At 38.7% G+C, this 24,492-nt stretch carries 14 protein-coding genes and 11 pseudogenes; 16 read left to right on the top strand and 9 right to left on the bottom strand.

All coding sequences use genetic code 11. From position 1 onward, the window contains the following. Positions 1–168: 168 nt before the first annotated feature. A pseudogene (locus E3U36_RS09875) lies at positions 169–1,167 on the bottom strand (2-hydroxyacid dehydrogenase). Positions 1,168–1,392: 225 nt separating this feature from the next. On the opposite strand from E3U36_RS09875, the pseudogene E3U36_RS09880 reads away from it, so the two are divergent. The 5 genes and pseudogenes from E3U36_RS09880 (at position 1,393) to hrpA (ending at position 8,281) form a co-directional block, all read left to right on the top strand. Beyond that, positions 1,393–2,914: pseudogene (locus E3U36_RS09880) on the top strand (intermembrane phospholipid transport protein YdbH family protein). Next, a pseudogene (locus E3U36_RS13280) lies at positions 2,814–3,940 on the top strand (intermembrane phospholipid transport protein YdbH family protein). Before E3U36_RS09880 ends, E3U36_RS13280 begins: the two co-directional pseudogenes overlap by 101 nt. Next, positions 3,940–4,134, top strand: coding sequence for a YnbE family lipoprotein (locus E3U36_RS09900; RefSeq protein ID WP_180816412.1), 195 nt, complete (start codon positions 3,940–3,942; stop codon positions 4,132–4,134). The pseudogene E3U36_RS13280 and the gene E3U36_RS09900 overlap by 1 nt, the downstream one beginning before the upstream one ends. Positions 4,135–4,145: 11 nt before the next feature. Next, positions 4,146–4,328, top strand: a complete 183-nt coding sequence (locus E3U36_RS09905) for a DUF1318 domain-containing protein (RefSeq protein WP_439647266.1) — start codon at positions 4,146–4,148, stop codon at positions 4,326–4,328. A 106-nt stretch (positions 4,329–4,434) separates the two neighbouring features. Further along, positions 4,435–8,281 (top strand): annotated as a pseudogene (gene hrpA / locus E3U36_RS09910) (ATP-dependent RNA helicase HrpA). Positions 8,282–8,309: 28 nt separating this feature from the next. On the opposite strand, the gene E3U36_RS09915 reads toward hrpA, so the two are convergent. The 4 genes and pseudogenes from E3U36_RS09915 to E3U36_RS09935 form a co-directional block, all read right to left on the bottom strand. Next, a complete protein-coding gene (locus E3U36_RS09915) occupies positions 8,310–8,741 on the bottom strand; it encodes a fimbrial protein (RefSeq protein ID WP_180816414.1) in 432 nt (143 codons plus the stop codon). 78 nt (positions 8,742–8,819) lie between these two features. After that, the gene (locus E3U36_RS09920) at positions 8,820–9,278 is read right to left on the bottom strand and encodes a hypothetical protein (protein WP_180816415.1); all 459 of its coding nucleotides are present in this window, start codon (positions 9,276–9,278) and stop codon (positions 8,820–8,822) included. Positions 9,279–9,280: 2 nt separating this feature from the next. Beyond that, a pseudogene (locus tag E3U36_RS13285) lies at positions 9,281–10,464 on the bottom strand (fimbria/pilus outer membrane usher protein). Positions 10,465–11,013: 549 nt separating this feature from the next. Further along, a pseudogene (locus E3U36_RS09935) lies at positions 11,014–11,649 on the bottom strand (YdgH/BhsA/McbA-like domain containing protein); the annotation flags it as partial. Positions 11,650–12,029: 380 nt separating this feature from the next. Between E3U36_RS09935 and pntA the strand changes: the two are divergent. The 3 genes and pseudogenes from pntA (at position 12,030) to E3U36_RS13030 (ending at position 14,950) form a co-directional block, all read left to right on the top strand. Continuing rightward, positions 12,030–13,559: pseudogene (pntA, locus tag E3U36_RS09940) on the top strand (Re/Si-specific NAD(P)(+) transhydrogenase subunit alpha). A 9-nt stretch (positions 13,560–13,568) separates the two neighbouring features. Continuing rightward, positions 13,569–14,651: an NAD(P)(+) transhydrogenase (Re/Si-specific) subunit beta gene (locus E3U36_RS09945; RefSeq protein WP_255479076.1), complete on the top strand. Its 1,083-nt coding sequence runs from the start codon at positions 13,569–13,571 to the stop codon at positions 14,649–14,651. Then, a pseudogene (locus E3U36_RS13030) lies at positions 14,632–14,950 on the top strand (NAD(P)(+) transhydrogenase (Re/Si-specific) subunit beta). Before E3U36_RS09945 ends, E3U36_RS13030 begins: the two are co-directional and overlap by 20 nt. Positions 14,951–14,993: 43 nt before the next feature. Here E3U36_RS13030 and uspE read toward each other — a convergent pair. Together uspE and fnr are read right to left on the bottom strand one after the other, a co-directional pair. Beyond that, positions 14,994–15,936 (bottom strand): annotated as a pseudogene (gene uspE / locus E3U36_RS09950) (universal stress protein UspE). A 138-nt stretch (positions 15,937–16,074) separates the two neighbouring features. Next, positions 16,075–16,821 (bottom strand): fumarate/nitrate reduction transcriptional regulator Fnr, encoded by a 747-nt coding sequence (fnr, locus tag E3U36_RS09955; RefSeq protein WP_180816417.1) that lies wholly within the window; start codon positions 16,819–16,821, stop codon positions 16,075–16,077. 437 nt (positions 16,822–17,258) lie between these two features. Here fnr and E3U36_RS09960 point away from each other — a divergent pair, with 437 nt between their 5' ends. From E3U36_RS09960 to E3U36_RS12805, 3 genes are all read left to right on the top strand, one after another. After that, entirely contained in the window at positions 17,259–18,182 is a 924-nt protein-coding gene (locus tag E3U36_RS09960; RefSeq protein ID WP_180816397.1) for an IS5 family transposase, read from the top strand. Positions 18,183–18,265: 83 nt separating this feature from the next. After that, positions 18,266–18,472 carry a hypothetical protein gene (locus tag E3U36_RS09965; protein WP_180816418.1) on the top strand — a complete coding sequence of 69 codons (207 nt, stop codon included), beginning with the start codon at positions 18,266–18,268 and terminating at the stop codon, positions 18,470–18,472. Between the two features lie 175 nt (positions 18,473–18,647). Then, positions 18,648–18,887 (top strand): hypothetical protein, encoded by a 240-nt coding sequence (locus E3U36_RS12805; RefSeq protein ID WP_238337447.1) that lies wholly within the window; start codon positions 18,648–18,650, stop codon positions 18,885–18,887. A 144-nt stretch (positions 18,888–19,031) separates the two neighbouring features. On the opposite strand, the gene E3U36_RS09975 is transcribed toward E3U36_RS12805, so the two are convergent. Further along, complete coding sequence (locus E3U36_RS09975) at positions 19,032–19,955, bottom strand: IS5 family transposase (RefSeq protein WP_180815895.1); 924 nt, start codon at positions 19,953–19,955, stop codon at positions 19,032–19,034. Between the two features lie 160 nt (positions 19,956–20,115). Between E3U36_RS09975 and E3U36_RS09980 the strand changes: the two genes are divergently transcribed. The 5 genes and pseudogenes from E3U36_RS09980 (at position 20,116) to ahpF (ending at position 24,224) form a co-directional block, all read left to right on the top strand. Next, positions 20,116–21,099, top strand: coding sequence for an NAD(P)H-quinone oxidoreductase (locus E3U36_RS09980; RefSeq protein ID WP_238337448.1), 984 nt, complete (start codon positions 20,116–20,118; stop codon positions 21,097–21,099). A 72-nt stretch (positions 21,100–21,171) separates the two neighbouring features. Further along, positions 21,172–21,342: a hypothetical protein gene (locus E3U36_RS09985; protein ID WP_180816421.1), complete on the top strand. Its 171-nt coding sequence runs from the start codon at positions 21,172–21,174 to the stop codon at positions 21,340–21,342. Positions 21,343–21,483: 141 nt separating this feature from the next. After that, positions 21,484–21,789: a hypothetical protein gene (locus E3U36_RS09990; RefSeq protein ID WP_180816422.1), complete on the top strand. Its 306-nt coding sequence runs from the start codon at positions 21,484–21,486 to the stop codon at positions 21,787–21,789. A gap of 216 nt (positions 21,790–22,005) precedes the next feature. After that, positions 22,006–22,593: an alkyl hydroperoxide reductase subunit C gene (gene ahpC / locus E3U36_RS09995; RefSeq protein WP_180816423.1), complete on the top strand. Its 588-nt coding sequence runs from the start codon at positions 22,006–22,008 to the stop codon at positions 22,591–22,593. 69 nt (positions 22,594–22,662) lie between these two features. Continuing rightward, positions 22,663–24,224: pseudogene (ahpF, locus tag E3U36_RS10000) on the top strand (alkyl hydroperoxide reductase subunit F). 97 nt (positions 24,225–24,321) lie between these two features. On the opposite strand, the pseudogene E3U36_RS13560 reads toward ahpF, so the two are convergent. Beyond that, positions 24,322–24,414 (bottom strand): annotated as a pseudogene (locus E3U36_RS13560) (hypothetical protein); the annotation flags it as partial. Positions 24,415–24,492 lie beyond the last annotated feature (78 nt).

Raw genomic sequence — 24,492 nt, forward strand, 5'->3', positions numbered from 1 at the left:
ATCGACAACTGGAAGTTACTAGGCCGTTGGCGGCAGTTGCTGGTGGTATTCCATTTTGGATTATTCATTGGTTAATTAGCGATAGTTTTGTGCCATAAGCGCCCTAAAGCACTCATGGCAATCAGCTGCCAGAAACCCTAGCAATAAATATTGTCTTAATGTTAAAGATTAACCTTCAATTTTATTAGCACACGGTTCTCCTTGAGCAATCTGTTTAATATTTTGTAGCGTTGGTTCGCTAATATTATTGAGAGCTTCTTCGGTTAAAAAAGCTTGGTGTCCAGTGAATAGGACATTATGGCAGGCAGATAAGCGGCGAAAAACGTCATCTTGGATCACATCATTCGATTTATCCTCAAAAAATAACTCACGTTCATTTTCTTATACATCCATCCCTAAGGCGCTAACTTTTTGTTGTTTTAGTGCTTCGATTGCTGCAGTAGAATCAATTAAACCGCCGCGGCTGGTATTGATCACCATAACCCCATCTTTCATTTTATTGAAAGATTGTTAATTGAGTAAATGATGATTTTCTTTTGTTAATGGGCAATGGAGGCTAATAATATCGGCATGCTTTAATAAAGCATCTAAATCAACATACTCAGCACCAAGCTTTAATGCGGCTTCACTGGGATAGGGATCATAGGCAAGTAGTTTCATGCCAAAACCTTTAAGAATGCGTAATGTTGCTAAACCGATTTTACCGGTACCGATAATGCCAGCAGTACGATTATACATGTTAAAACCGGTTAATCCTTCCAGTGAAAAATTGGCATCCCGAGTACGTTGGTAAGCGCGGTGAATACGTCTATTTAGACAAAGCATTAAACCCACTGTATGTTCAGCAACAGCCTCAGGAGAATATGCAGGTACGCGCACAACTTGAATGGTCAATTTTTTTGCAGCAACTAAATCGACATTATTAAATCCGGCGCAACGTAAAGCTAAAATTTTAACATCCAGCTTTGCAAGCTCTTTAAGTACTGCGTGACTGGCATCATCATTAACAAATATACAAACCGCATCAGCACCTGCAGAATTTTTAGCAGTTTGTGGGGTGAGTGGAAAATCAAAGTACTCGATATCAAAATTAAAATGATCCTGTTTATTGATTTGATCGAAAGGAATGCGGTCGTATTGTTTTGTACAATAAGAAACGACTTTCATTGGAGGCTCCAATATAAAATGAGGATAACTTTTGCACCTATAGCGATAAATGTGCTTAGTGTTAATAGAATGGCACAAATAGAGGATTATATGAATAGATGGATAAAAATTTGTTGATAACATCGCTAATGTAGTTGTGTTGTAAATCTATTAATAAGATGGATCAATATTAAAGATCCATTATTATGGTTTTAGTGAGGTTAATTAAAACAAAGGAATAGTAGAGTGCCTAAATTAATAAAATATATTATTTTGCTATTCATAATCTTGTTTTTTATTGTTATCACCAGCTGGTTTTCAATCCCGCATTGGTTACCTAGAGTCAGTCAATTATGGCTACCCAAAGGTGCAACATTGTCAATGACGTTACCGAAAATCACCGGCCAAGGGATTGTTGTAGCTGATATGCAAATTGCACTAGGCAGCTGTGAATGGGTCAAGGTAGATCAATTAACGGTTTCTTCAGCAACTAAATGGCCAACAAAATGGATAATTAATGCTCAATCGTTAGTGAGTGACAATAATTGCTTATCCCAGTTAACAGACGATCAAGCTACACAATCTGAAATAGATATAAAACAGATCTTAACCACAATCCCGTCAATGGAATTAACAATTGAACAACTCGTCTTACATCCTTGGCCATTTTTAGCTGGCAAACTTCAGTTACAAGTAAGTCAAAGTCATCACTTGCACATCGATTCTCAAGGACAAAATGTGCAATTTGTGGCACGAACAACCACGGCAGATTATTTCAATATAGAGCATATGTTTCTTCGGCTGAATGAAGATACGGTTAATTTACCCGGTAATATCTCGCTACCCTTGAGTTCGACATTAATTCCCCAACAGGGAAAAATTGACGCGATTTTTACGACTAATCACTATGCTAAACCGGTGATTGCGCAATTAAATTGGGCAAATCGCTCAGGGATTTTACAGCTAACAGAACAGCAGTCTCAAATGCCATTACTCTTTTTGCCCTGGCAATTATATGACCAGTATTTGACTATTAAGCAAGGAAACTGGCGTTGGCACAATGGTGATCAATTATTATCAGGAAAAATCGATCTTCGTCTGGCTAATTGGCGTGATAATTTAGCTGATATGCGTATTAGTGGTCGCGCTAATATGTTGACGACGGGCGGGGAAGGCAAAGCTAATTTGGTGCTGACTATTGAGCAGGGTAAATTAGATTGGCTAAATAGCCATATTCCATTTCAATTAATGGGACAGGTTAAAATTAATGATCTGATTATTGATATGCGAACCCCAACCCTGATTTCAGGTCCATTGCTCTCTCCGCGTATTACTTTTTTACCATCATCATTAATTAGAATGTATGGCAAGATAAATAAAACATTAATGCTTGATGAATTACGTCTGCCGTTAGCGGGCACTTATTTGACGGCACAAGGGGTAACTGGGCGTTTGCAGGCAATTGCTGATACAACTGACAGTTATTGGGGCCATGCACAATTACCCCCCCCTTAATGCCAATTGGAATCTTAGCGGTGATGGTTACTGGATTAACTCTTTATTGGTGGTAAACAGATTGAATACCGGATTTGATAAAATTCAGTATGAGATGGTTAATATGTTTCATCCCCGTTTAACGCTATCAAAACCCTTAAAATGGCAACGTGATGCTAAGCGCGCTAATTTTACTGGTGAGCTTATTTTACGTACTAATCGAATACAGTTTGGTCAAGAGAGCCTTTTTACCAGCAACCGCGATCATAGCTAAAGTAACTGGTCGCAATCCAGCAGATTTCCAATTATCCGGAGCACTATCAGCGCAACAAATAGGTCCAATTCCATTTTTTATCCGTTGGGATGGTATTATACGATTAAGAGGAAATGCACGTTGGCAAAATCAGAGTGTATTAGCATTTCAATCGTTGATCCCGGCAGATTTGGCTATCACCTTGCGAGAAGGTAATTTTTATGCTAAAGCTGCGTTTTCTGTGGCGCAAGGCCAAGGGGTGATCGCTGGTGGCCATTGGTCGGTTACTAATGCTGGATTGTGGTTAAAAGATGGTAGTGTTGATGGGATTGATTTTATTTTACCCTGGCGTTTACAAAATAGTCGCTGGCAGCAGGGGACCAAGTCACCGATCCAAATTAGGATCAAACAGGTAAAAAGTCTGTTTGATATGCGTAATATAACGGCTGATCTTTATGGCTATTATCCAGCTAGCGCAAAATTCCCTTTAGTGTTACGGGCAGTTAATGTTGATTTGTTAGGCGGCGCTGTTCGGTTAGCTAAATTACCTTGGCCGCAAATAGAGCCAGCCATACTCACTATTGATCGAATAGATTTAAGTCAATTATTAACTCGCCTTAGAACCACGACTCAGGTTGCGATGTCAGGAAAAATAAGTGGTCAATGACCTTTCTTCCTGAATAACCCGGATTGGATTGTGAAAGAATGGTGGCTAGCAAACTCAGGCAATATTACCTTAAGATTAGGAAAAGAGTTAGTGGATTCTATCGGTGAAAAGAATTTATCTGCTAGAGTTGCTATGGCCTGGTTACGTTATTTGGAAATAAATCGTAGCCAAACCGAAATTAGTCTGAGTAATCTGGGGATATCACGCTCAATGCTCAAATTCATGGCGTTAATCCTTTAGAAAGCAAAAATCGGCAAGTTAGATTAAATTATCGCCATCAAGAAAATATCTTTCAATTGTGGCGCAGTCTACAATTTGCTAATAATTTAGGTGATTGGTTAGAAAAAAATATTTCGCTAAAAAAAGGTGAAAATCAGTAATGAAAAGGCAAATTTGGTATATGCTGATCTTATCAGCGGCATTTTTATTAACAAGTTGTGTTCGGTTAGAGGTGGCAACACCCGATAAGCCAATAAATATTAATATGAATGTCAAAATTGAACATGAAATTAAAATTAAAGTTGATCGCCAGGTTGAGGGGTTACTAAAAAATAATAGTGATCTTTTTGGATAACAAATGACATGATGAAAAAATATATTTTACCTTTCGCATTGGTTAACAGCATTAATCAGGCTCGAGAACAAAAATATGCTGAAATTGCGCATAAGACTGAGCAAGTGGCCAAAATTGCTGGCCAAAAATTAATAGATGGGGCGGAAAAAGGTGAATATGTATTAGGTATTAATGGTCGCTGGACACAAAAATAAGATACTATAGCACTCTATTATTTTGGCAAAGAAGAGTATGTGTCAATGACATCGTGTTTTGATGGTCAACTCAGCAAATCTGCCCCTTCACTAAGGTCTAATTAAAGTGAACTCTGATTTAATAGCATTATATGCTGATATTGGAAAGCTATTATTGCGTGATCAATTGGTATTAAAAAAACGCTTGGCAGGGATAAAGAAAATAAAAAATGAAAAATCCCGCCAATCGGTTATTGAATTAGTTAAAACAGATATTGCTGCCGGGCAGAAAAAAATTGCTCAGTGGCAAAGCGCTCTTCCAGTAATTATTTATCCAGAAAATCTCCCTGTAATTGAGAAAAAACAGGCAATTGATCAGGCGATCCGTGATCATCAAGTGGTCATTATTGCTGGTTAGACGGGGTCGGGCAAAACAACCCAGATCCCCAAAATTTGTCTAGAGCTTGGCCAAGGGATAAAAGGCTTAATTGGTCATACCCAACCTCGTAGATTGGCTGCGCGCTCAGTTGCTAACAGGATCGATGAGGAGCTTAATATCCCTTTAGGTAGTACTGTTGGTTATAAAGTCCGTTTTAATTATCAGGTAAGTGATAATACGTTCATTAAATTAATGACAGATGGAATTTTATTAGCAGAATTACTTAATGATAAATTATTACTGCAATATGACACGATAATTATTGATGAGGCGCATGAAAGCAGCTTAAACATTGATTTTATTCTGGGCTATTTACGCCAATTATTACCTAAACGCCCTGATTTAAAAGTTATTATCACCTCCGCGACCATCGATCCAGAGCGTTTTTCCCAACATTTTGATCACGCGCCGATTGTTGAGGTATCAGGAAGAACTTATCCAGTAGAAGTTAGATATCGGCCAATTAGTGGTGACAGCAACGATAGTCATCGCGATCAGCTTGATGGCATAATCGATGCGGTTGATGAATTAAGTCAACATGCTATTGGCGATATTTTGATTTTTATGAGTGGTGAGCGTGAGATCCGGGATACTGCCGAAGTACTAAATAAGCTGAATTTAAAACATACCGAAATATTACCGCTTTTTGCTCGTTTTAGCGACCAATGTGGCAGAAACCTCATTGACAGTTCCTGGTATTAAATATGTAATAGATACCGGCTATGTGCGCATTAGCCGTTATAGTTATCGCACAAAAGTACAGCGTTTGCCAATTGAACCAATTTCACAAGCTTCGGCTGAACAGCGTAAAGGGCGCTGTGGCCACGTCTCTGCAGGGATCTGCATTCGTTTGTACTCGGAAGAAGATTTTTTAGCCCGCCCGATGTATACCGATCCTGAAATTTTACGTACCAATCTGGCTTCGGTTATTTTGCAGATGATGGCGATTGGACTAGGTGATATTAATCAATTTCCTTTTATTGAACTGCCTGATAAACGTAATATTCAAGACGGCATTCGATTACTCGAAGAATTAAACGCTATTGCTAATAAAACCGCTACTGCTGGCGATTATCAACTGACTGAAATTGGTCGTCAGTTGGCACAACTGCCGCTCGATCCACGTTTGTGACGTATGGTTTTAGAGGCCAGAAAGCATGGATGTGTGCTAGAAATTATGGTGATAAGTTCCGCGCTTTCTATCCAGGATCCTCGTGAAAGGCCACTTGATAAACAGCAAATAGCAGATGAAAAGCATCATCGCTTTATCGATAAACATTCGGACTTTCTGGCCTATTTAAGTTTATGGGATTTTGTTAAACAGCAACAAACTATTGTATCCAATGCGCAATTTCGTAAGCAATGTAAACAAGATCTACTTAATTTTATGCGCTTAAGGGAGTGGCTGGACATCTATAGCCAGCTGCGTCAAGTGATTAAAGAGTTGAGTATTGCGGTAAATAGCGAACCTGCTGATTATCAGGCTATTCATATTTCGCTACTGGCAGGTCTGCTTTCTCATATTGGCCAAAAAGGGGTTGATAAAGCAGAGTTTTTAGCTGTCAGAAATGCGCGATTTATGATTTTTCCTGCTTCTGGCTTATTTAAAAAACCACCTAAGTGGGTTATGGTGGCAGAATTAGTTGAAACGAATAAGCTTTGGGTACGTACTGCGGCGATAATCGAACCTGACTGGATCTAGCCACTGGCTGGGCATTTAGTCAAATATCATTACAGAGAGCCGCACTGGTCAAAAAAGCAAGGTGCGGTTATGGTGTCGGAAAGTGTAACGCTATTGGGTTTACCTATCGTAACTGGCCGTCAGGTTAATTACAGTAAAATTGATCCGCAATTGTGTCGTGAGCTTTTTATTCGCCATGCATTGGTTGAGGGTGACTGGCGAACCAGCCACACCTTTTACCAACAAAACTTAAAATTATTAGCTGAAGTAGAAGAGTTAGAGCATAAATCCCGTCGCCGCGATATTGTGGTTGACGATGACACGCTGTTTGATTTTTATCTACAGCGAATTAGTAGTCAGGTTGTCTCTTCCCGCTACTTTGATCGCTGGTGGAAAGTGGTGAGTAAAACACAGCCTGAGCTACTGACATTTAACAAAAATATGTTAATGCGGGCAACAACTAATAACGTTAGCCGGGCAGAATACCCCAATTATTGGCAACAAGATGCGCTTAAATTGCAGTTAACATATCAGTTTGAGCCTGGTAGTGCGGTTGATGGCGTCACGGTTCATATTCCACTATCGGTACTCAATCAAGTGAAAGATGAAGGTTTTGATTGGCAAATACCGGGATTACGCGAAGAGTTAGTTATCGCGCTGATTAAATCCTTACCTAAAGTGTGACGGCATAACTTTGTGCCGACCCCAAATTATGCTAAAGCATTTTTAGAGAGAATACCTGCGCCGCAAGGAAAATTGTTAGATTGTCTAACCCGTGAATTGCGTCGTATGACAGGTGTTACTATTGACGCCGACGCCTGGCAATGGGATCAATTAGCTGATCATTTAAAAATGACATTTCATATTGTCGATGAAAATAACCAGACTATTGCCGCAAGCCGTGATTTAACATCGTTGAAAATACAATTAAAACAGCAAGTTCAACAAACATTAGCTGCGGTTTTTAATAAAAGTATTGAGCAAAGTGGGTTACACATATGGAATTTTGGTACTTTGCCTCAGCTTTATGAACAAAAGCGTGGTAGTGATCTGGTTAAAGCTTATCCTGCGCTGGTGGATGAAAAAAATAGCGTTGCAATTCGCATGTTTGAAACTCAACTAGAGCAGCAACAGGCGATGAATAAAGAATTAAGGAGACTATTGCTGCTGAATATTCCTTCACCGATAAAATACCTGCATGAAAAATTGCCAAATAAATCCAAACTCGGGCTTTATTTCAAGCCTTTTGGCAAAGTTCTTGAGCTAATTGATGATTGTATCAGCTGTGGAGTGGATAAATTAATTGCTCAATTTGGTGCTCTGATATGGACAGCAGAAGATTATCAGCGATTGGAAATTTATGTTCGTGCTGAGCTTAATGAGGTAGTGGTTGAGATAGCTAAACAGGTTGAAATGATTTTAACTCGTGCATTTGCAATTAATAAGCGTTTAAAAGGCCGGGTCGACATTCATTTGGCACTGGCATTTTCTGATATTAAAACCCAACTTAGTGGATTAATATTTACAGGTATTGTTACATCTCATGGCTGGCAAAAACTGCCTGATATTATTCGTTATCTTAATGCGATAGAGCGTCGTTTGGAAAAGTTAGTCGCTGATCCAAACTGTGATCGCGCGCATATGCTGCGTATTGAGCATATTAAACAGCAATGGCAGGGTTGGTTAGCTAAGTTGTCTAGCGTACAAAGAAAGTTGCCTGAAGTACAAGCAATATACTGGATGATGGAAGAATTACGGGTAAACATATTTGCCCAACAACTGGGCACCCCTTATCCTATTTCAGATAAACGTATTCTACAGGCAATGGCGCAAATTTCATTACTGCCAGAGTAGGGTAAAAAAGTGGTGTTACCACCCCTTTTTAATGATATTTAATGTGATAAGTGACTAGGGCGTTCGCTTGACCTGGTGTTACTCGTGCAGCAACTTGGATATACTGCGCGTAAAAAGGCAGTGGAATACTTTCGGTATCAGGCACTTTTTTTAATGAAAACCAGTGGTTGAATTGGATGGGGTTATCTTCATATATAATCTGTAAGCCAATACCTTTTGCTGCATGATATTTATTTAACGCTAAAATTTTATCATCAGTTGACGGTAATGTATCTCCTTCCATTTTTATTTCAACTGGTGATGGTTGAGTACAGCTTAATTCGAGATAAAATGTTTTTTTGATCGACGTACTATACATGCCGTTAAAAACAGTTGTTTTTAGGCGACCTAAATTTATCTCTAATGCTTTATTATTGATAAAACAGCTTACTTTAGGAACGATAATTTTAACATTTCTCAATTTGAAATTTACTATCGGTAAATTACCAATAGTTGCTTCAGTGAGCTGATGTTGGGGAATATTACCGGCATCTACCTGTTAAGCTGTTTTTATCAGTTGCACTTCGATTATATAGAAGTCTTCTCCACAAAATACTTTATGAGTAGATTGGCTAGAACACGGAACAACATAGGGTTGGATATTGCCATCATGGTAGATAATTTTTAACCCGATACCCCTTAAATTTGTTGGGTAAATATCATCGGATGATGACATCATTGAATAATGCTTATTATTTTTCCATTGATGTTTGATTTGCTCTGATTGGCAGATGATAAAACCGCTATGATTGCTTCTTGAAATCGATCCAGAAGATTTCTTAATAATGCTACCTATAGGTAATGTAGGTGAGACCTCAATTTCATTTGGCAAGGGAATAAAAATGTCTACTGATCGCGAACCTGACATGTAGTTACAGCCGGAGGTATGAGCGTTTAGAGAGAATAATCCAAGTAGCAAGAAAGCCAGGATCATTGTTTTAGTTGAAGGGCTTGTCATTTTCACTCCTTTGATTGACAGATGGCGGTAATTTTGTGAACTTTAGCTAGTATGGCATCATCAGGTAGTGCATATGAACAGTGATAATTGTTATTTCCAGTTGTGATAATGAATTCACCTTGAGCGGGGACCCCACTTAAATAAAGCTGCTGCCGATCATATATGATCCCAGTAGTCGCTATCGTGGTTTTATCTATTAAAGTTGCAATTGCGCCAAATGGAATAGTCTTACTATGATGCTGAAGTTTAAAAATTACTCTATAGCCAACTTGGGTAGCAAAATGGGCTATGGCGATTGCGCCACGAGTAGGGGTCACTGTTTGTATATTAGATTCAATATCAACACCATCTGGTAGTGTTTCGGTTGCGAGAGTAATTTGGTTTGTCCGATAACTACTAATATTGGGAATGATAGCGATACCTTGATAGTCAGTTTTTATACCTGAATGATTTTCTAGTTTTACCCCAACTGCGTCCTTTGCAATCACTAATGCTGCTGTTTCACCGATAGGTTGGGCTAAGGTTAATCCATAAGGATGGGCAACCAAGCTGCCTTGCAGACCATAATTTAATTGGTTTTGATGGGGGTCGTGATTGTAGCCTAAATTGAGGATTGCATATTGATTTCGATATTGGCCATAAGGTGCACTACTAATAGAATTAGTATGATTTTCATACTGTCGTTCATAGTTTTGTTGAATGGTTAAAAATAAGCTTTCATCAGCAAATGGAGAGTGGTGAATATTTATTTGCTGAAGAAGACGCTGATTAAAGCTATTTTGTATACCATAGCTTCCCCAGGTTCGCTTTAACCATCGCTTAAAGGGAATTTGCAAGTTGATAGACAGGATCTGATCAGCTGATTGTTCTCGTCTGGCTTAGTATAGCTATAGTTGATTGTATAATCTAAGTCCCAGATCCGAGAACTATAATTAATCGAGTAGCTTGCTTCTGTATCATCATAGTTCCAATAGTTGTTCTGATAAGCTGATAAATATAGAGTACCCCAACTAGCTAAATATTGCCTAATCCTAATATTAAATTGCAATTGGCTTTTCTTAGCGTGGTAATAAAGCGGAAAAGAGGCATTTTTAAGTTGATTAGCTTGACTAAATGTTAAGAAGTCTTTTTCACTATATCGGTAGCCTGCTAACGTTAATTGGGTACTGGTGGTTTTGCTTGTTATTAATAGAAGGCTAAAAAATCAGAGTTTAACCTTTACTTAGTTATAACATACTTTTGTAGATAAAAAAATAAAATCCCATCTAACCAGCAAGATAGAACCTTTAAGTTGAAAATTTACTATATTAATAGAAAAACCAGCATAGTCACCTGATGGCAAGTATGTTGGTGATTGTTAAATCTCGTTAATTAAATATGAAGTAAATACCAAAATGCGGGGATAGAAGAGAAAATAATTATAATTATTGCATTTCTTTCTAATCGGCTGAGTAATTTTTTATTATTGTTTTGGTTTTGCGCATAGAGGAAGATAAATAAAACGGGCATGGATAGAATAACAGATAAGAGTAGATTGATTGTTCCTGAAGCATAAAGTAGCCATAAGCCATATAAACTAGTTACTGCACCAATAATAAGTCATCCTTTGCTAGCACGCTCAAAAGAGATTTTGATTAAGAAAGCACCGACTAAAAAATAAGGCACCAAAATCATTTACTACGGCATTATTATTTTGCACTATTCGTTTTGGTGCATCTGCTGCATAAATATAAGCAGTAGCAAGTGTGTTACCGCCATCATTTAAAGCAACATTGCGGACGACATAAAAATAAGCAGCACCTTTTCGCTTGGCTTTTTTAGCTAGCGCCTCATTCAGTGCGGCTTCCGAGCTATACAAACCACTGGCAGTAACAGTATCAAATGGCAATAATCTTACTGCTTCTGCTTCTGCTTCTGCTTCTGCTTCTGCTTCTGCTTCTGCTTCTGCTTCTGCTTCTGCTTCTGCTTCTGCTTCTGCTTCTGCTTCTGCTTCTGCTTCTGCTTCTGCTTCTGCTTCTGCTTCTGCTTCTGCTTTCGGCAATTCTTTGATGCCAGCAAAGATACGATAGGGGGGATTGGTTACTTTTACAGCATCTTTACGATACAAATCAGCAACTACTCGTAAATTACCACTATCGCCTACATCATCTAGGCTTTGAATATAGTAAGAGTAGGCGCCTTCTTTATCCGCTCGACGAGAAACTCCATCGGATGCTTCATAGATGGCATTAAAGCGGCCTGTGACAGCGATCCTTTGATAAGGCTTTAATTCTTGAGCTTGTTCCGGTGTTAATTCTACAGCGGCTTGCACAGTTATTATACTGCTTAGTGAAAGTACCGCAGTTGTGATGGCCGTTATCTTCAGCTTCATACAAAATCCTTCCGCATTACACAATTTACTATCAAAATGCTGAATTAATAGTCGTATCATACAGATAATAATTATTACATGTAATAACTGCAATTGTCCCATTGTTTTCTTATGAAACTATTAATTTAGTTGAATACTCACTACTTTTGCTAATTATTTTTATAAATTAATATCAAGTCTTAAGCTATTTGACTAATATCATTTTTTGACAAAAAAATTTAATTTAATGTCGTAGGAATCCGATAGATTATGGCTTATGATTACTATTTTCAGTAGGTTGCAATAATGTTTTTTCACTCAATATGACAGATATATAATATAATTAGTTATGTTAGTAGGGAATAAACATCAAGCAATTTTGAACTAGATAAGGGATCATTATGCATATTGGTGTACCAAAAGAAAGAATTACCAATAAAACACGTATTGCATCAACCTCATCAACAATAAAGCAGCTAATAAAATTAGATTTTTCTGTCATCGTTGAGCGAGAAGCTGGTCCGCTTACTAGTTTTGAAGATACTGCTTTCGAGCAAGCAGGTGCTGAAATTGTCGAGCAACAATCTGTATTGAATGCAGATATTATATTTAAAGTTAATGCGCCGCTAGAAGCTGAAATTGCCCTTATTAAAGAAGGGCAATATTAATTTGCTTCATTTGGCCGGCACAACAGCTAGATTTAATGCAAAAATTAGCAGCTCGTAAAATCACTATATTAGCACTGGATGCAGTGCCACGTATCTCCAGGGCTCAGCCAATTGATGCTTTAAGCTCTATGGCTAATGTTGCAGGTTATCGGGCGGTGGTAGAAGCTGCTTATCAATTTGGACGTTTTTTTACTGGCCAGATTACTGCCGCCGGCAAAGTACCGCCAGCTAAAGTTATGGTTATTGGAGCCGGGTTGCCGGTTTAGCAGCGATAGGCGCAGCGGGTAGTCTAGGGGCTATTGTGCTGGCATTTGATACCAGGCCAGAAGTAAAAGAACAAGTACAAAGCATGGGGGCTGAGTATCTTGAATTGGACTTTAAACAGGATCAGGTACGCAGTGATGGTTATGCTAAAGAGATGTCCGAGGCATTTATTCAAGCGGAAATGGCTTTATTTGCTAAGCAAGCAAAAGAAGTGGATATTATTATTACCACCGCATTGATACCAGGAAAACCTGCACCACAGTTGATTACTAAAGAGATGGTTGACTCGATGAAGCTTGGTAGTGTAATCGTTGATTTAGCAGCGAAATCGGGCGGTAATTGTGAGTTAACCCCGGCAGATAAACTGATTGTTACTGATCATGAGGTTAACATTATTGGCTATACCGATTTACCCAGCCGTTTACCAACACAATCCTCACAACTTTATGCGACTAATATTGTTAATTTAATCAAGTTGCTTTGTAAAGAACACAATGGGCAACTAACCATTGATTTTGATGATATTGTTGTACGCGCAGTCACTGTTATTAAAGAAGGTGAAATTACCTGGCCGTCTCCTCCTATTCCTGTATATCAACAACCACAAACAAAAAATCAACTGATAAAATATGAAGAAAAACCAGCAGTAAAAAAATCTCTTCTGGGTTAAAATATATTTCTCTGCTGTTGGCGATTATACTTTTTGGTAGTTTTGGGCGTATAGCGCCTAAAGACTTCCTTTCTCACTTTACCGTGTTTGCGCTGGCGTGTGTTGCTGGCTACTACGTAGTATGGAACGTCAGCCATTCACTGCATACACCGCTTATGTCAGTAACCAATGCGATTTCCGGTATTATTGTGGTGGCCGCATTGCTGCAAATTGGTAGTGGAGGTTGGGTCACTTTCTTCTCATTTATTGCAGTACTTATAGCCAGTATCAATATTTTTGGTGGATTTACAGTCACGCAACGTATTCTGAAAATGTTTCGTAAAAGATAAGGAGTTAAAATGATGTCGAGTGGAATGGTAACAGCGGCATATATCGTGGCGGCCATCTTATTTATTTTCAACCGGGCAGGTTTGTCTCGTCACGAAAGTTCTAAGCGGGGTAATATATTAGGTATTACCGGAATGGCAATCGCTTTAATTGCAACAATCTTAGGTCCCAATGCTCATAATATTGGCTGGATTATTATTGCAATGGTTATTGGTGGACTTATTGGGGTGCGTTTAGCAAATAAAGTCGCCCTGACTGAGATGCCCGAATTGGTTGCTATTTTACATAGTTTTGTCGGTTTGGCTGCTGTTTTAGTTGGTTTTAATAGCTTTATTGCTCACGATGTATTCTCAGATAGGATCATGGATAATATTTATCTGACAGAAATTTTCCTGGGTATTTTTATTGGGGCGGTAACATTTACTGGTTCAATTGTTGCTTATGGTAAATTATGCGGCAAAATAGCGTCTAAACCCTTAATGCTTCCTAATAGTCATAAACTTAATTTATTGGCGTTATTAATTTCATTTATTTTGCTATTTCTTTTCGTAAAAACGACAGCTACTGGTTTGCAAGTATTTGTCTTATTAATGATGACCATCATTGCGTTAGAATTTGGCTGGCACCTAGTCTCCTCAATTGGTGGTGCAGATATGCCGGTTGTGGTATCAATGCTAAACTCTTATTCAGGATGGGCCGCTGCTGCAGGCTTTATGCTAAGTAACGACTTGCTAATTGTTACTGGCGCGCTAGTGGGTTCTTCAGGTGCTATTTTATCTTATATTATGTGTAAAGCCATGAATTGCTCATTTATTAGTGTTATAGCCGGCGGGTTTGGCACTGACGGGATATTAGTCGATGATGAACATAGCTTGGGAAATGATCGGGAAACTACAGCGGATGAAGTAGCTGAGTTGTTAAAAAACTCCCATTCGGTAATTATTGCTCCCGGTTATGGGATGGCGGTGGCTCAAGCTCAATACCCGATTCACGATATTACGGCAAAATTACGCGAAAAAGGGATTAATGTTCGCTTTGCGATCCATCCTGTTGCCGGACGCCTTGCCTGGTCATATGAATGTATTATTAGCTGAAGCGAAAGTACCTTACGACATCGTGTTGGAGCTCGATGAAATAAATGATGATTTTGCTAATACAGACACGGTATTAGTAATCGGGGCAAATGATACCGTTAACCCAGCCGCACAAGATGAGCCCAATAGCGGGAATGCCCGTCCTGGAGGTTTGGAAAGCGCAAAATGTTATTGTATTTAAACGCTCAATGAATACCGGTTATGCAGGTGTTCAGAATCCGTTATTTTTTAAGGAAAATACCCAAATGCTTTTCGGTGATGCCAAAGTTAGCGTAGAAGCTATTTTGCGCGCTTTATAAGTTTTTACTAATAATGGCTCTATTTGAATGGGCCATTGGGTCGTTAATTATTTGCTGGATTTATTGGACAGACAAAACCATCCGGCTTAATGGCCAATAAATCACATTTTAACTTATCAATGATCTGTTCAGCAGTATTGCCTAAAAACACCGCTGAAATACCTGTTCTGCCTAAAATACCCAATACAACAATACCTGCATGTAATTCGTCACAGATTTCAGGAATTTTTTTCTCAGCGGACCCTTCAACAACATGGGTATATTTTTCATCAATGGTAAATTTTTGCCTTAATTTTTTCATTGCAACAAGATGCTGTGCCCGCAGAGCCTGATTATAGACATTTGGATCAAAATCTGGTAATTCAATAGCGATATTTATTGGCGCGACAGGGTAGGCACTAACGAGATGAATATGTGGATTTTTAACAATCTGGTGGCTGATATTTTCCGTTTCCTTGATGAGTTTAATATTAAGTTTATCGTGATCGGATTCTTCATTAGATAAATTAACTGCAACAACAATAGCGCCATCATTAGGCCATACTTTATCTTTTAACATCGACTGTGCAAAGGGCATTTACGAAGTAGATGCCTATCAAGGGAAGTGAATATCATGGCATCAAAACGATCATTTTTATGCGCCATTTTTAATAATAAATCATGTTTGTCAGCAATAACTTCTTGAATAATAGCTTCATATGTTTTGTTATGCCATATTACTTTAATTTCAATATCAATACCGGCTTCTAAATAGTAGTGTGCTTGCTGTTTTATCCATACTTTTCGCTGACTAATAAAGCCTTTGCGCATAGCATTGCGTTCTTCAGGGGATAATAAGGTTGTCATATCATAAGAGAGATCATATATGGGCAAGAAAGCCTTAATGCGTCCCCCATTGCGTTGTACTATATATACAGCACGTCGAAGTGCAGGTTGGTCATCCTGATTTGGATCAATAGCAACAACAGATTACGGTAATTAGCCATAATGGTTCCTCTTAGAGGCCAGGTAACATTGATATCACTAAAGATAAACCAATATGAGTTGGGATAATAGATATTAACATAGCCAAATCACAAAAAAATAATATGTTAATGTGATCTGACTTACATTTATATTGTTGTTTATGCTGAGGTTTTACCTGCAATTTGGGTCAGCTTATACATATCATTAATTGTAATATATTTACCTTTAACGCTGAGAGTATTATTTTTTTGGAAGCGACCTAACAGACGACTAATTGTTTCAACGGTTAATCCAAGATAATTACCAATATCACCTCGAGTCATTGTTAGGCGGAATTCTTTAGCTGAAAAACCACGTTGAGCAAAACGGCGTGAGAGATTATAAATAAAAGCAGCTAATCTTTCTTCAGCATTTTTTGTTGAAAGCAGTAATATCATTTCTTGATCATCTTTAATTTCACTGCTCATTAACCTCATTATGTGCTGTCGCAAATTAGGCATTTTACCGGAAAGATCGTCTAGTGTTTCAAAAGGTATTTCACAAAACATTGAAGTTTCAATAGCTTGGGCAAAACTTAAGTGTTTATGATTGATAATAGCATCAAAACCTACAAGATCACCTGCTAAATGAAAATCGGTAATTTGTTCATCACCTTCCTCGGTAATGGTATAGCTTTTTATGGTACCAGATCTAATGGCATACAGTGATTTTAACTCATCACCTGCTTTAAATAGAGTCTGTCCTTTTTGGATTGGTTTTTTACGTTCAATAATATTATCGAGTTGATCCAGTTCATGTTCATTCAATGTGAATGGAATACCAAGCTGGCTAATACTGCAGTCCTGGCCATGGATAGCGCAGCCACCAGACTGGATTCGGCGAACCACGCGTTTTTCTTGGATCATATTACTTGACTCATTATGATAAGAAATATTGATTTTAGTCAATTTTAACACATATTCTAAGCTTGAGTAAAAGAATTAATAATTAGTTGTATTGTTATTTAACTAATATTATCAATATATGCAGTTCACTTGACAGTCATTTATTTTACTTAAACTAATTGTATAACTTATAGAAAAGTAAAAATAAAATCAAATTTTTTCTAATAATATATTAAATTTTAATTAGTTTTAAAAATGTTATTATTTTTCACTTTAAACTTTATTTATTTGTTTTTAGTGAAATTTATTTTCTAATAATATTACTTAATAAAGTTTTTTTATTATAAAACATATTGATATCGATAGATTTTATTAATCAATATGGCTTTGTTGAATAAATCGAACTTTTAGGTGATTGGCGGAGCTGATCGCTAAATTCGTTTCAACATCAGGTCCCCATGGCAAAGCAAAAGTTTAAAATTACCAACTGGCCCGCGTACAACAAGGCACTCAGACAACGCGGTTCCCTGACGGTCTGGCTTGATGAGTCGGCCATCGCTGGATGGACTGACAGTTCTTCGCCTGAAGGTCGTGGCCGGCCGCTTTACTACAGCGATATGGCTGTTACCACTGTCCTGATGATGAAGCGTGTGTTTAACCTGTCGCTCCGGGCATTACAGGGCTTCGTTGATTCGATTTTTAAACTCATGTCTTTGCCGCTGTGCTGTCCGGACTACTCGCTGGTCAGCAGACGAGCAAAGAGCGTCAACATCAGCATAAAAACGCCAACGCGTGGTGAAATCTCGCATCTGGTCATCGACAGTACCGGTCTGAAGGTCTTTGGCGAAGGTGAATGGAAAGTCAGGCAGCATGGGGCTGACAGACGAAGAGTGTGGCGCAAGCTTCATCTGGCAGCAGACAGTGTGACTCATGAGATTATCTGTGCCGACTTATCGCTCAGCGGAACGACAGATGCGCAGGCACTGCCGGGCCTGATTAACCAAAACCACCGGAAAATCAGGGAAGTGTCAGCAGACGGTGCTTATGACGCCTGTTACTGCCACGATGCGTTGCTAAGAAAGAAAATCAGGCCCCTTATCCCGCCGCGAAGCGGAGCGAAATACTGGCCGGATAAGTACCATGAACGTAACCATGCGGTGGCGAATCAGCGTCTGAGCAGGAGTAATGATATGTGGAAAAAGAAAGTGGGTTATCACCGGCGTTCAGTGGCAGAAACAGCGATGTTCCGCATAAAAACTTTGCTGGGTGGCCATCTGAGGCTGCGTGACTATGAGGCTCAGGTAGGTGAAGCAATGGCGATGGTCAAAGCGCTGAACCGTATGACGTTGTTGGGTATGCCACACAGCGTCAGGATCGGATAACAGCTGTAGCAGAGGGAGCCATCCTGTCGGCTAATTCTGATTTATTCAACAAAGCCAGAAAATAGCTAAGCAGGTAGTGAAGAGTGAAAGGTTGGCAATTAGGCATTGCTATTATCATCGTGTTGCAGATTAACAACTGCTATGCTGCAATGCTGGTTTTTTCTTCTGCGCAAACAATATCATGTCCATTCTCAGAGCGGCAACACTGGTCTGGTAATTTTGATTCTTCGATTAGTAATGAAAAAGACATTTTTAATCAAAAAAAGGCTAATGCCAACTTTCCATACTAACCAAAAAACGCAAATAAATCCCATGTCAATGAAATGTTATATAAGTTATTTCATTGATATTACAAACCAATATAATCTGCTATCCAGTTTAACAATAAATAATATATGTAACTCGGTAAGTGACGCCGTCACTAAAAGGTGTTTAAAACAACAAAAAAATAATATAAATGATAAGGTGAACGGCAATTTTATTACTACCAATAGCACAAAGAAATTTTATTTTAATAATTTAAGCCAGTTTTCTAGTCACAAAGAATTAAATAGAATAAAAAATTTTGATGCTATGGAGATTGAATTTAATATAAATTATAAAATAAATCATAAAGTTAGTTTTGGGACGAGATTTCTTAATGAAATAGATGTTATTAATTATAAATTAACTGAATTTGATTTAATTGCGCAGTGGTATTTCTAATCAAACTATTGTTTTATTTTTCTATTTTACCAAAATATTATATTAAATATTGGTTAAATTATTAGAGGAAAATTTTACGGCTCTCAAGGGCTTTGTTGAATAAATCAGAATTAGCCGCCAGGATGGCTCCCTCTGCTACAGCTGTTATCCGATCCTGACGCTGTGTGGCATACCCAACAACGTCATACGGTTCAGCGCTTTGACCATCGCCATTGCTTCACCTACCTGAGCCTCATAGTCACGCAGCCTCAGATGGCCACCCAGCAAAGTTTTTATGCGGAACATCGCTGTTTCTGCCACTGAACGCCGGTGATAACCCACTTTCTTTTTCCACATATCATTACTCCTGCTCAGACGCTGATTCGCCACCGCATGGTTACGTTCATGGTACTTGTCCGGCCAGTATTTCGCTCCGCTTCGCGGCGGGATAAGGGGCCTGATTTTCTTTCTTAGCAACGCGTCGTGGCAGTAACAGGCGTCATAAGCACCGTCTGCTGACACTTCCCTGATTTTCCGGTGGGTTTGGTTAATCAGGCCCGGCAGTGCCTGCGCATCTGTCGTTCCGCTGAGCGATAAGTCGGCACAGATAATCTCATGAGTCACACTGTCTGCTGCCAGATGAAGCTTGCGCCACACTCTTCGTCTGTCAGCCCCATGCTGCCTGACTTTCCATTCACCTTCGCCAAAGACCTTCAGACCGGTACTGTCGATGACCAGATGCGAGATTTCACCACGCGTTGGCGTTTTTATGCTGATGTTGACGCTCTTTGCTCGTCTGCTGACCAGCGAGTAGTCCGGACAGCACAGCGGCAAAGACATGAGTTTAAAAATCGAATCAACGAAGCCCTGTAATGCCCGGAGCGACAGGTTAAACACACGCTTCATCATCAGGACAGTGGTAACAGCCATATCGCTGTAGTAAAGCGGCCGGCCACGACCTTCAGGCGAAGAACTGTCAGTCCATCCAGCGATGGCCGACTCATCAAGCCAGACCGTCAGGGAACCGCGTTGTCTGAGTGCCTTGTTGTACGCGGGCCAGTTGGTAATTTTAAACTTTTGCTTTGACATGGGGACCTGATGTTGAAACGAATTTAGCGATCAGCTCCGCCAATCACCTAAAAGTTCGATTTATTCAACAAAGCCGCTCTCAAGTACAATAATTAGTTGATTGACTCAGCAATGGAGTTATTATTGAATGCCGCACCTAATAGACCCTTTACCAAAAACGATGATTGCTATTGAAATTATTGAACCTGGCGGGCCGGAAAAGCTTAGTCCCACCCAATTACCACTAATAAAACCACCAAAATCACATTTACTTGTTAAAGTTGCCGCCGCGGGTGTCAATCGTCCTTATATTTTTCAGCGTATGGGGGTTTATCCACCACCAACGGATGCATCTCCAATACCAGGATTAGAAATTGCCGGTCAGGTAGTTAGTGTTGGAGAAGGTTGTCAGCGTTGGAAAAAAGGCGATAAAGTTTGTGCTTTAGTTGCCGGTGGAGGATATGCTGAATATTGTCTGGTACATGAAGCGATCGCTTTACCTGTTGGTGATCTTAGTTATATCGAAGCGGCGGCATTGCCAGAAAACTTTTTTACTGTTTGGGCTAATGTTTTCCAAATTGTTCAACTCAAAAAAAATGAAACTGTTCTCGTTCATGGTGGCACCTCTGGTATTGGTAGTGTTACTATCATGTTAGCAAAAATTTTTGGTGCTAAAGTATTTACTACTGTTGGTTCAGTGGAAAAAAGGAAGGTGGCCTCTTCTTTAGGTGCTGATAAAGTTATTAACTATATGACAGAAGATTTTGCTGAAAAAATAGCTGAATATACCCAAAATAAAGGGGTCGATATTGTGGTTGATCTGATTGGTGGCTATTATGTTAATAAAAATTATCAAATTGCCGCTAAACATGGCCGTATCATTCAAGTTGGTATGATGCGTGGGGCACCTCAGCAGTTAAATTTAATGCCATTAATGGTTAAACAATTAGTTCATACTGGTTCAACAATGCGAGCAAGAACTTTAGCGGAAAAAATAGCGATTGCAACAGCGTTAGAAAATAAGGTTTGGCCGCTGATTAATTCAGGTAAGATAAAACCCATTATTGCTAAAACTTATTCATTAGAACAAGCAGAAAAAGCGCATCGTTTTATGAAGTCAGGAGCTTTAATTGGTAAATTAGTATTAGTTAATGAACACTTTTAATATTGGTATTTTAATCATTATTTTCACTGTATTGAGAGCTACTCTGTAGTTAAAAATTTATGGTTAAATTATATGAAGAAACAGTCTAATTACCTGAAATTACTTCTAATATTATTACCTTTACCAGCTTTAGCCTATGATGAACAAGCTTCGTTAGAACAGTATCCAACTAAAGATATTGTGGTTTATTTCAAGCAAGCACAACAAAAAGGTTTAACTGGCATTGCTCAAAAAAGTAAGTAGGTCTATGCGCGACTTGCTGCGCCTGGTGAAATTATTAAGACAATCATTAAAGGCGTTGGAACTGAGGTAATATCGTCGCCCGCCGAGGAGGGTGATTGGGTGGTGGAAAATATTTGTCCTGCCACAGGTAATGAGCAATATTTGGTTGAAAAAGCAAAATTTCACCAGTATTATCATGATCCTGTTACCGTATCAAGTAAGCCCAATTATTTACGTTTTATTCCGACCGGTAAAATGATGAATTATTTTATTGTACCTGAAACCGAATCGGCGTTTACCTTTATTAATAGCTGGGGAAAAAAGCAATTATTGCGTGCCGGTGACATTGTTATTCAACCTGTTAGCCAGCCTCAAAGTTTTTATCATGTGCCAAAGCAGTCATTTTTTTGTACTTATAATATTCTGGTCACTGCACATAAAGCGTCTAATAACTTTGCCAGTAATTAGTCATGTCTGCGCTGGTGCTTATCATGTTCTAATTGATATTCTTAAAGTTAATCTGACGCATTATTTCTCAAATCAAAATCGATTTATCCATCGGTTTTTTTATATTATATTTATTTACAATAGGTAATACCTATTGAATTAATAGTAAAAAGGAATTAGACGTAATACTTTTATGTTTATATATTAAATACCTATCAAATAGAAGGGAGCAGCAAAATGTCTTTGGTTAATACAGAAATTAAACCTTTTCAAAATACCGCTTTTAAAGATGGAAAATTTATCGATATATCTGAAAAAGATATTAAAGGCAAATGGAGCATTTTTTTCTTTTATCCTGCTGATTTTACCTTTGTTTGCCCAACTGAATTAGGTGATTTAGCTGATCACTATGACGAGTTTCAAACACTAGGCGTCGAAATTTATTCTGTTTCAACGGATACTCATTTTACTCATAAAGAGTGGCATAGTCATTCAGACACGATTGGTAAAATTAAATATACCATGATTGGCGATCCTAGTTGGACATTAACGCGTAATTTTGAAGTGATGCGCAAATATCAAGAAAATGATGAACAAAAAGAATTAGGATTGGCAGATCGTGGCACATTTATTGTTGATCCAAAAGGTATTATCCAGGCAGTTGAAATTACTGCGGAAGGTATTGGGCGTGATGCATCCGATTTATTACGTAAAATTAAAGCGGCGCAATATGTAGCAAGCCATCCAGGGGAAGTATGTCCAGCTAAATGGAAAGAAGGGGAAGCAACCTTATCACCTTCACTCGATTTGGTAGGAAAAATTTAATTAAAATTTTTTGTGAATCATTTTACTGTGTTCGGGTGCATTAGCACCCGTTTTTTCGGGGATAAAGCAATGCTTGATAGCAACATGAAATCTCAACTTAAACTATATTTAGAAAAATTAACTCAGCCAGTTGAGTTGATAGCAACCTTAGATGATAGTGAAAAATCTACCGAGATAAGCACATTATTACAGGACATTAGTACACTGTCAGATAAAATAACTTTTAATAAAGACAATAATCTAACAGTACGTAAACCCTCGTTTTTAATTACTAATCCAGGTAAAGATAGCGGATTACGGTTTGCCGGCTTGCCATTAGGTCATGAATTTACCTCATTAGTTTTGGCATTCTTGCAAGTTGGCGGCCATCCAGCGAAAGAGCGGTAGAATTGTTAGATCAGATCCGTCAATTAGAGGGAAAGTTTCATTTTGAAACCTATTATTCATTGTCATGTCATAATTGCCCGGATGTAATTCAAGCTTTAAATCTAATGGCGGTCTTGAATCCTAATATTACGCATACTGCCATCGATGGCGCTATTGTTCAGTCTGAAGTTCAGCAACGGAATATTATGGCAGTGCCTGCTGTGTTTCTAAATGGCAAAGAGTTTGGGCAGGGGCGGATGACTTTAAGTGACATTGTCACTAAACTTGATGTTAATGCTGAAAAAAATACTGTCCAAAAATTAAATCAGCAACTGCCTTATGAGGTCTTGATTGTTGGTAGCGGACCGGCCGGTGCTTCAGCCGCTATTTATGCGGCTCGTAACGGTATTCGTACCGGTATTATCGGCGCACGCTTTGGTGGGCAGGTCTTAGATACTATTGATATTGAAAATTATATTTCTGTGTCAAAAACCGAAGGACCCAAATTAGCTACTGCACTACGTGGCCATGTCAATGATTATGATATTGATATTATCGACTCACAAATGGTAGCAAAACTCATTCCCGCCGATGCGGCTGATAAGTTGCATAAAAGTGCAACAGTATCGGGTGCTACTTTGCGTTCCCGCATCATTATTATTGCCACAGGGGCTAAATGGCGTGATATGAATGTGCCAGGCGAAAAAGAATATCGTACCACAGGAGTAACTTATTGCCCCCATTGCGATGGGCCATTATTTAAGGGTCAACTAGTTGCTGTGATTGGTGGAGGTAATTCTGGCGTTGAAGCCGCGATTGATCTTGCCGGAGTTGTTGAGCATGTTACTTTATTAGAATTTGCTCCAGAAATGAGAGCCGACGCAGTGTTGCAACAGAAACTAGCGAGTTTAAGTAGCGTGGATATTATTTTGCAGGCCGAAACCCTCGAAGTCAAAGGGTATGGTGTCAAAATGACTGGCTTACAATATAAAAATCGGCAGGATGGTTCAATCCATGATTGAGTGGTTGCTGGAACTTTTGTCCAAATTGGTTTACTACCTAATACCCATTGGTTAGATGGCGTAATTGCACGTAATGTAATCGGTGAAATCAAGGTTGATGAAAAAGGTGAGACCAATATAAAAGGTATCTTTGCTGCCGGCGATTGCACAACTGTGCCTTATAAACAGATCATCATTTCGGCAGGAGACGGGGCGAAGGCATCACTTAGCGCTAGCCACTATCTGATGAATGTAATGGAATAAACAGTTATTTATATTGATAACGATATATCGACTAAATTTAACGATTGCCCCCTCGATGAGGGGGCTTTTTTTATTATAGCATTTAGCTTTAATAGCATTATCGCCAGGCGGGAGGAATAATTTTTTTAAACGTGTCATTACAATGCTGTCTTGCGTAAATAGTCATATTGTCAGATAAAATATTGGTACAAGTGGAATTGTTTGTTACTCAGATTCCGAGTAATTGTTTCTTCCATTCAGCAAACCTATCAGATAGCTTAAATTTTTT

The organism is Arsenophonus endosymbiont of Aphis craccivora (genome assembly GCF_013460135.1).
In the GTDB taxonomy this organism is placed as follows: Bacteria; Pseudomonadota; Gammaproteobacteria; order Enterobacterales; family Enterobacteriaceae; genus Arsenophonus; species Arsenophonus nilaparvatae.

What these genes read in the sequence shown, in the direction of transcription:
- E3U36_RS09975 (WP_180815895.1), bottom strand. Translation starts at nt 19,955, where the DNA reads ATGTCAAAGCAAAAGTTTAAAATTACCAACTGGCCCGCGTACAACAAG.
- E3U36_RS09920 (WP_180816415.1), bottom strand. Translation starts at nt 9,278, where the DNA reads ATGACAAGCCCTTCAACTAAAACAATGATCCTGGCTTTCTTGCTACTT.
- E3U36_RS09945 (WP_255479076.1), top strand. Translation starts at nt 13,569, where the DNA reads ATGATGTCGAGTGGAATGGTAACAGCGGCATATATCGTGGCGGCCATC.
- fnr (WP_180816417.1), bottom strand. Translation starts at nt 16,821, where the DNA reads ATGATCCAAGAAAAACGCGTGGTTCGCCGAATCCAGTCTGGTGGCTGC.
- E3U36_RS09980 (WP_238337448.1), top strand. Translation starts at nt 20,116, where the DNA reads ATGATTGCTATTGAAATTATTGAACCTGGCGGGCCGGAAAAGCTTAGT.
- E3U36_RS09900 (WP_180816412.1), top strand. Translation starts at nt 3,940, where the DNA reads ATGAAAAGGCAAATTTGGTATATGCTGATCTTATCAGCGGCATTTTTA.
- E3U36_RS09985 (WP_180816421.1), top strand. Translation starts at nt 21,172, where the DNA reads ATGAAGAAACAGTCTAATTACCTGAAATTACTTCTAATATTATTACCT.
- E3U36_RS09960 (WP_180816397.1), top strand. Translation starts at nt 17,259, where the DNA reads ATGGCAAAGCAAAAGTTTAAAATTACCAACTGGCCCGCGTACAACAAG.
- E3U36_RS09905 (WP_439647266.1), top strand. Translation starts at nt 4,146, where the DNA reads ATGAAAAAATATATTTTACCTTTCGCATTGGTTAACAGCATTAATCAG.
- ahpC (WP_180816423.1), top strand. Translation starts at nt 22,006, where the DNA reads ATGTCTTTGGTTAATACAGAAATTAAACCTTTTCAAAATACCGCTTTT.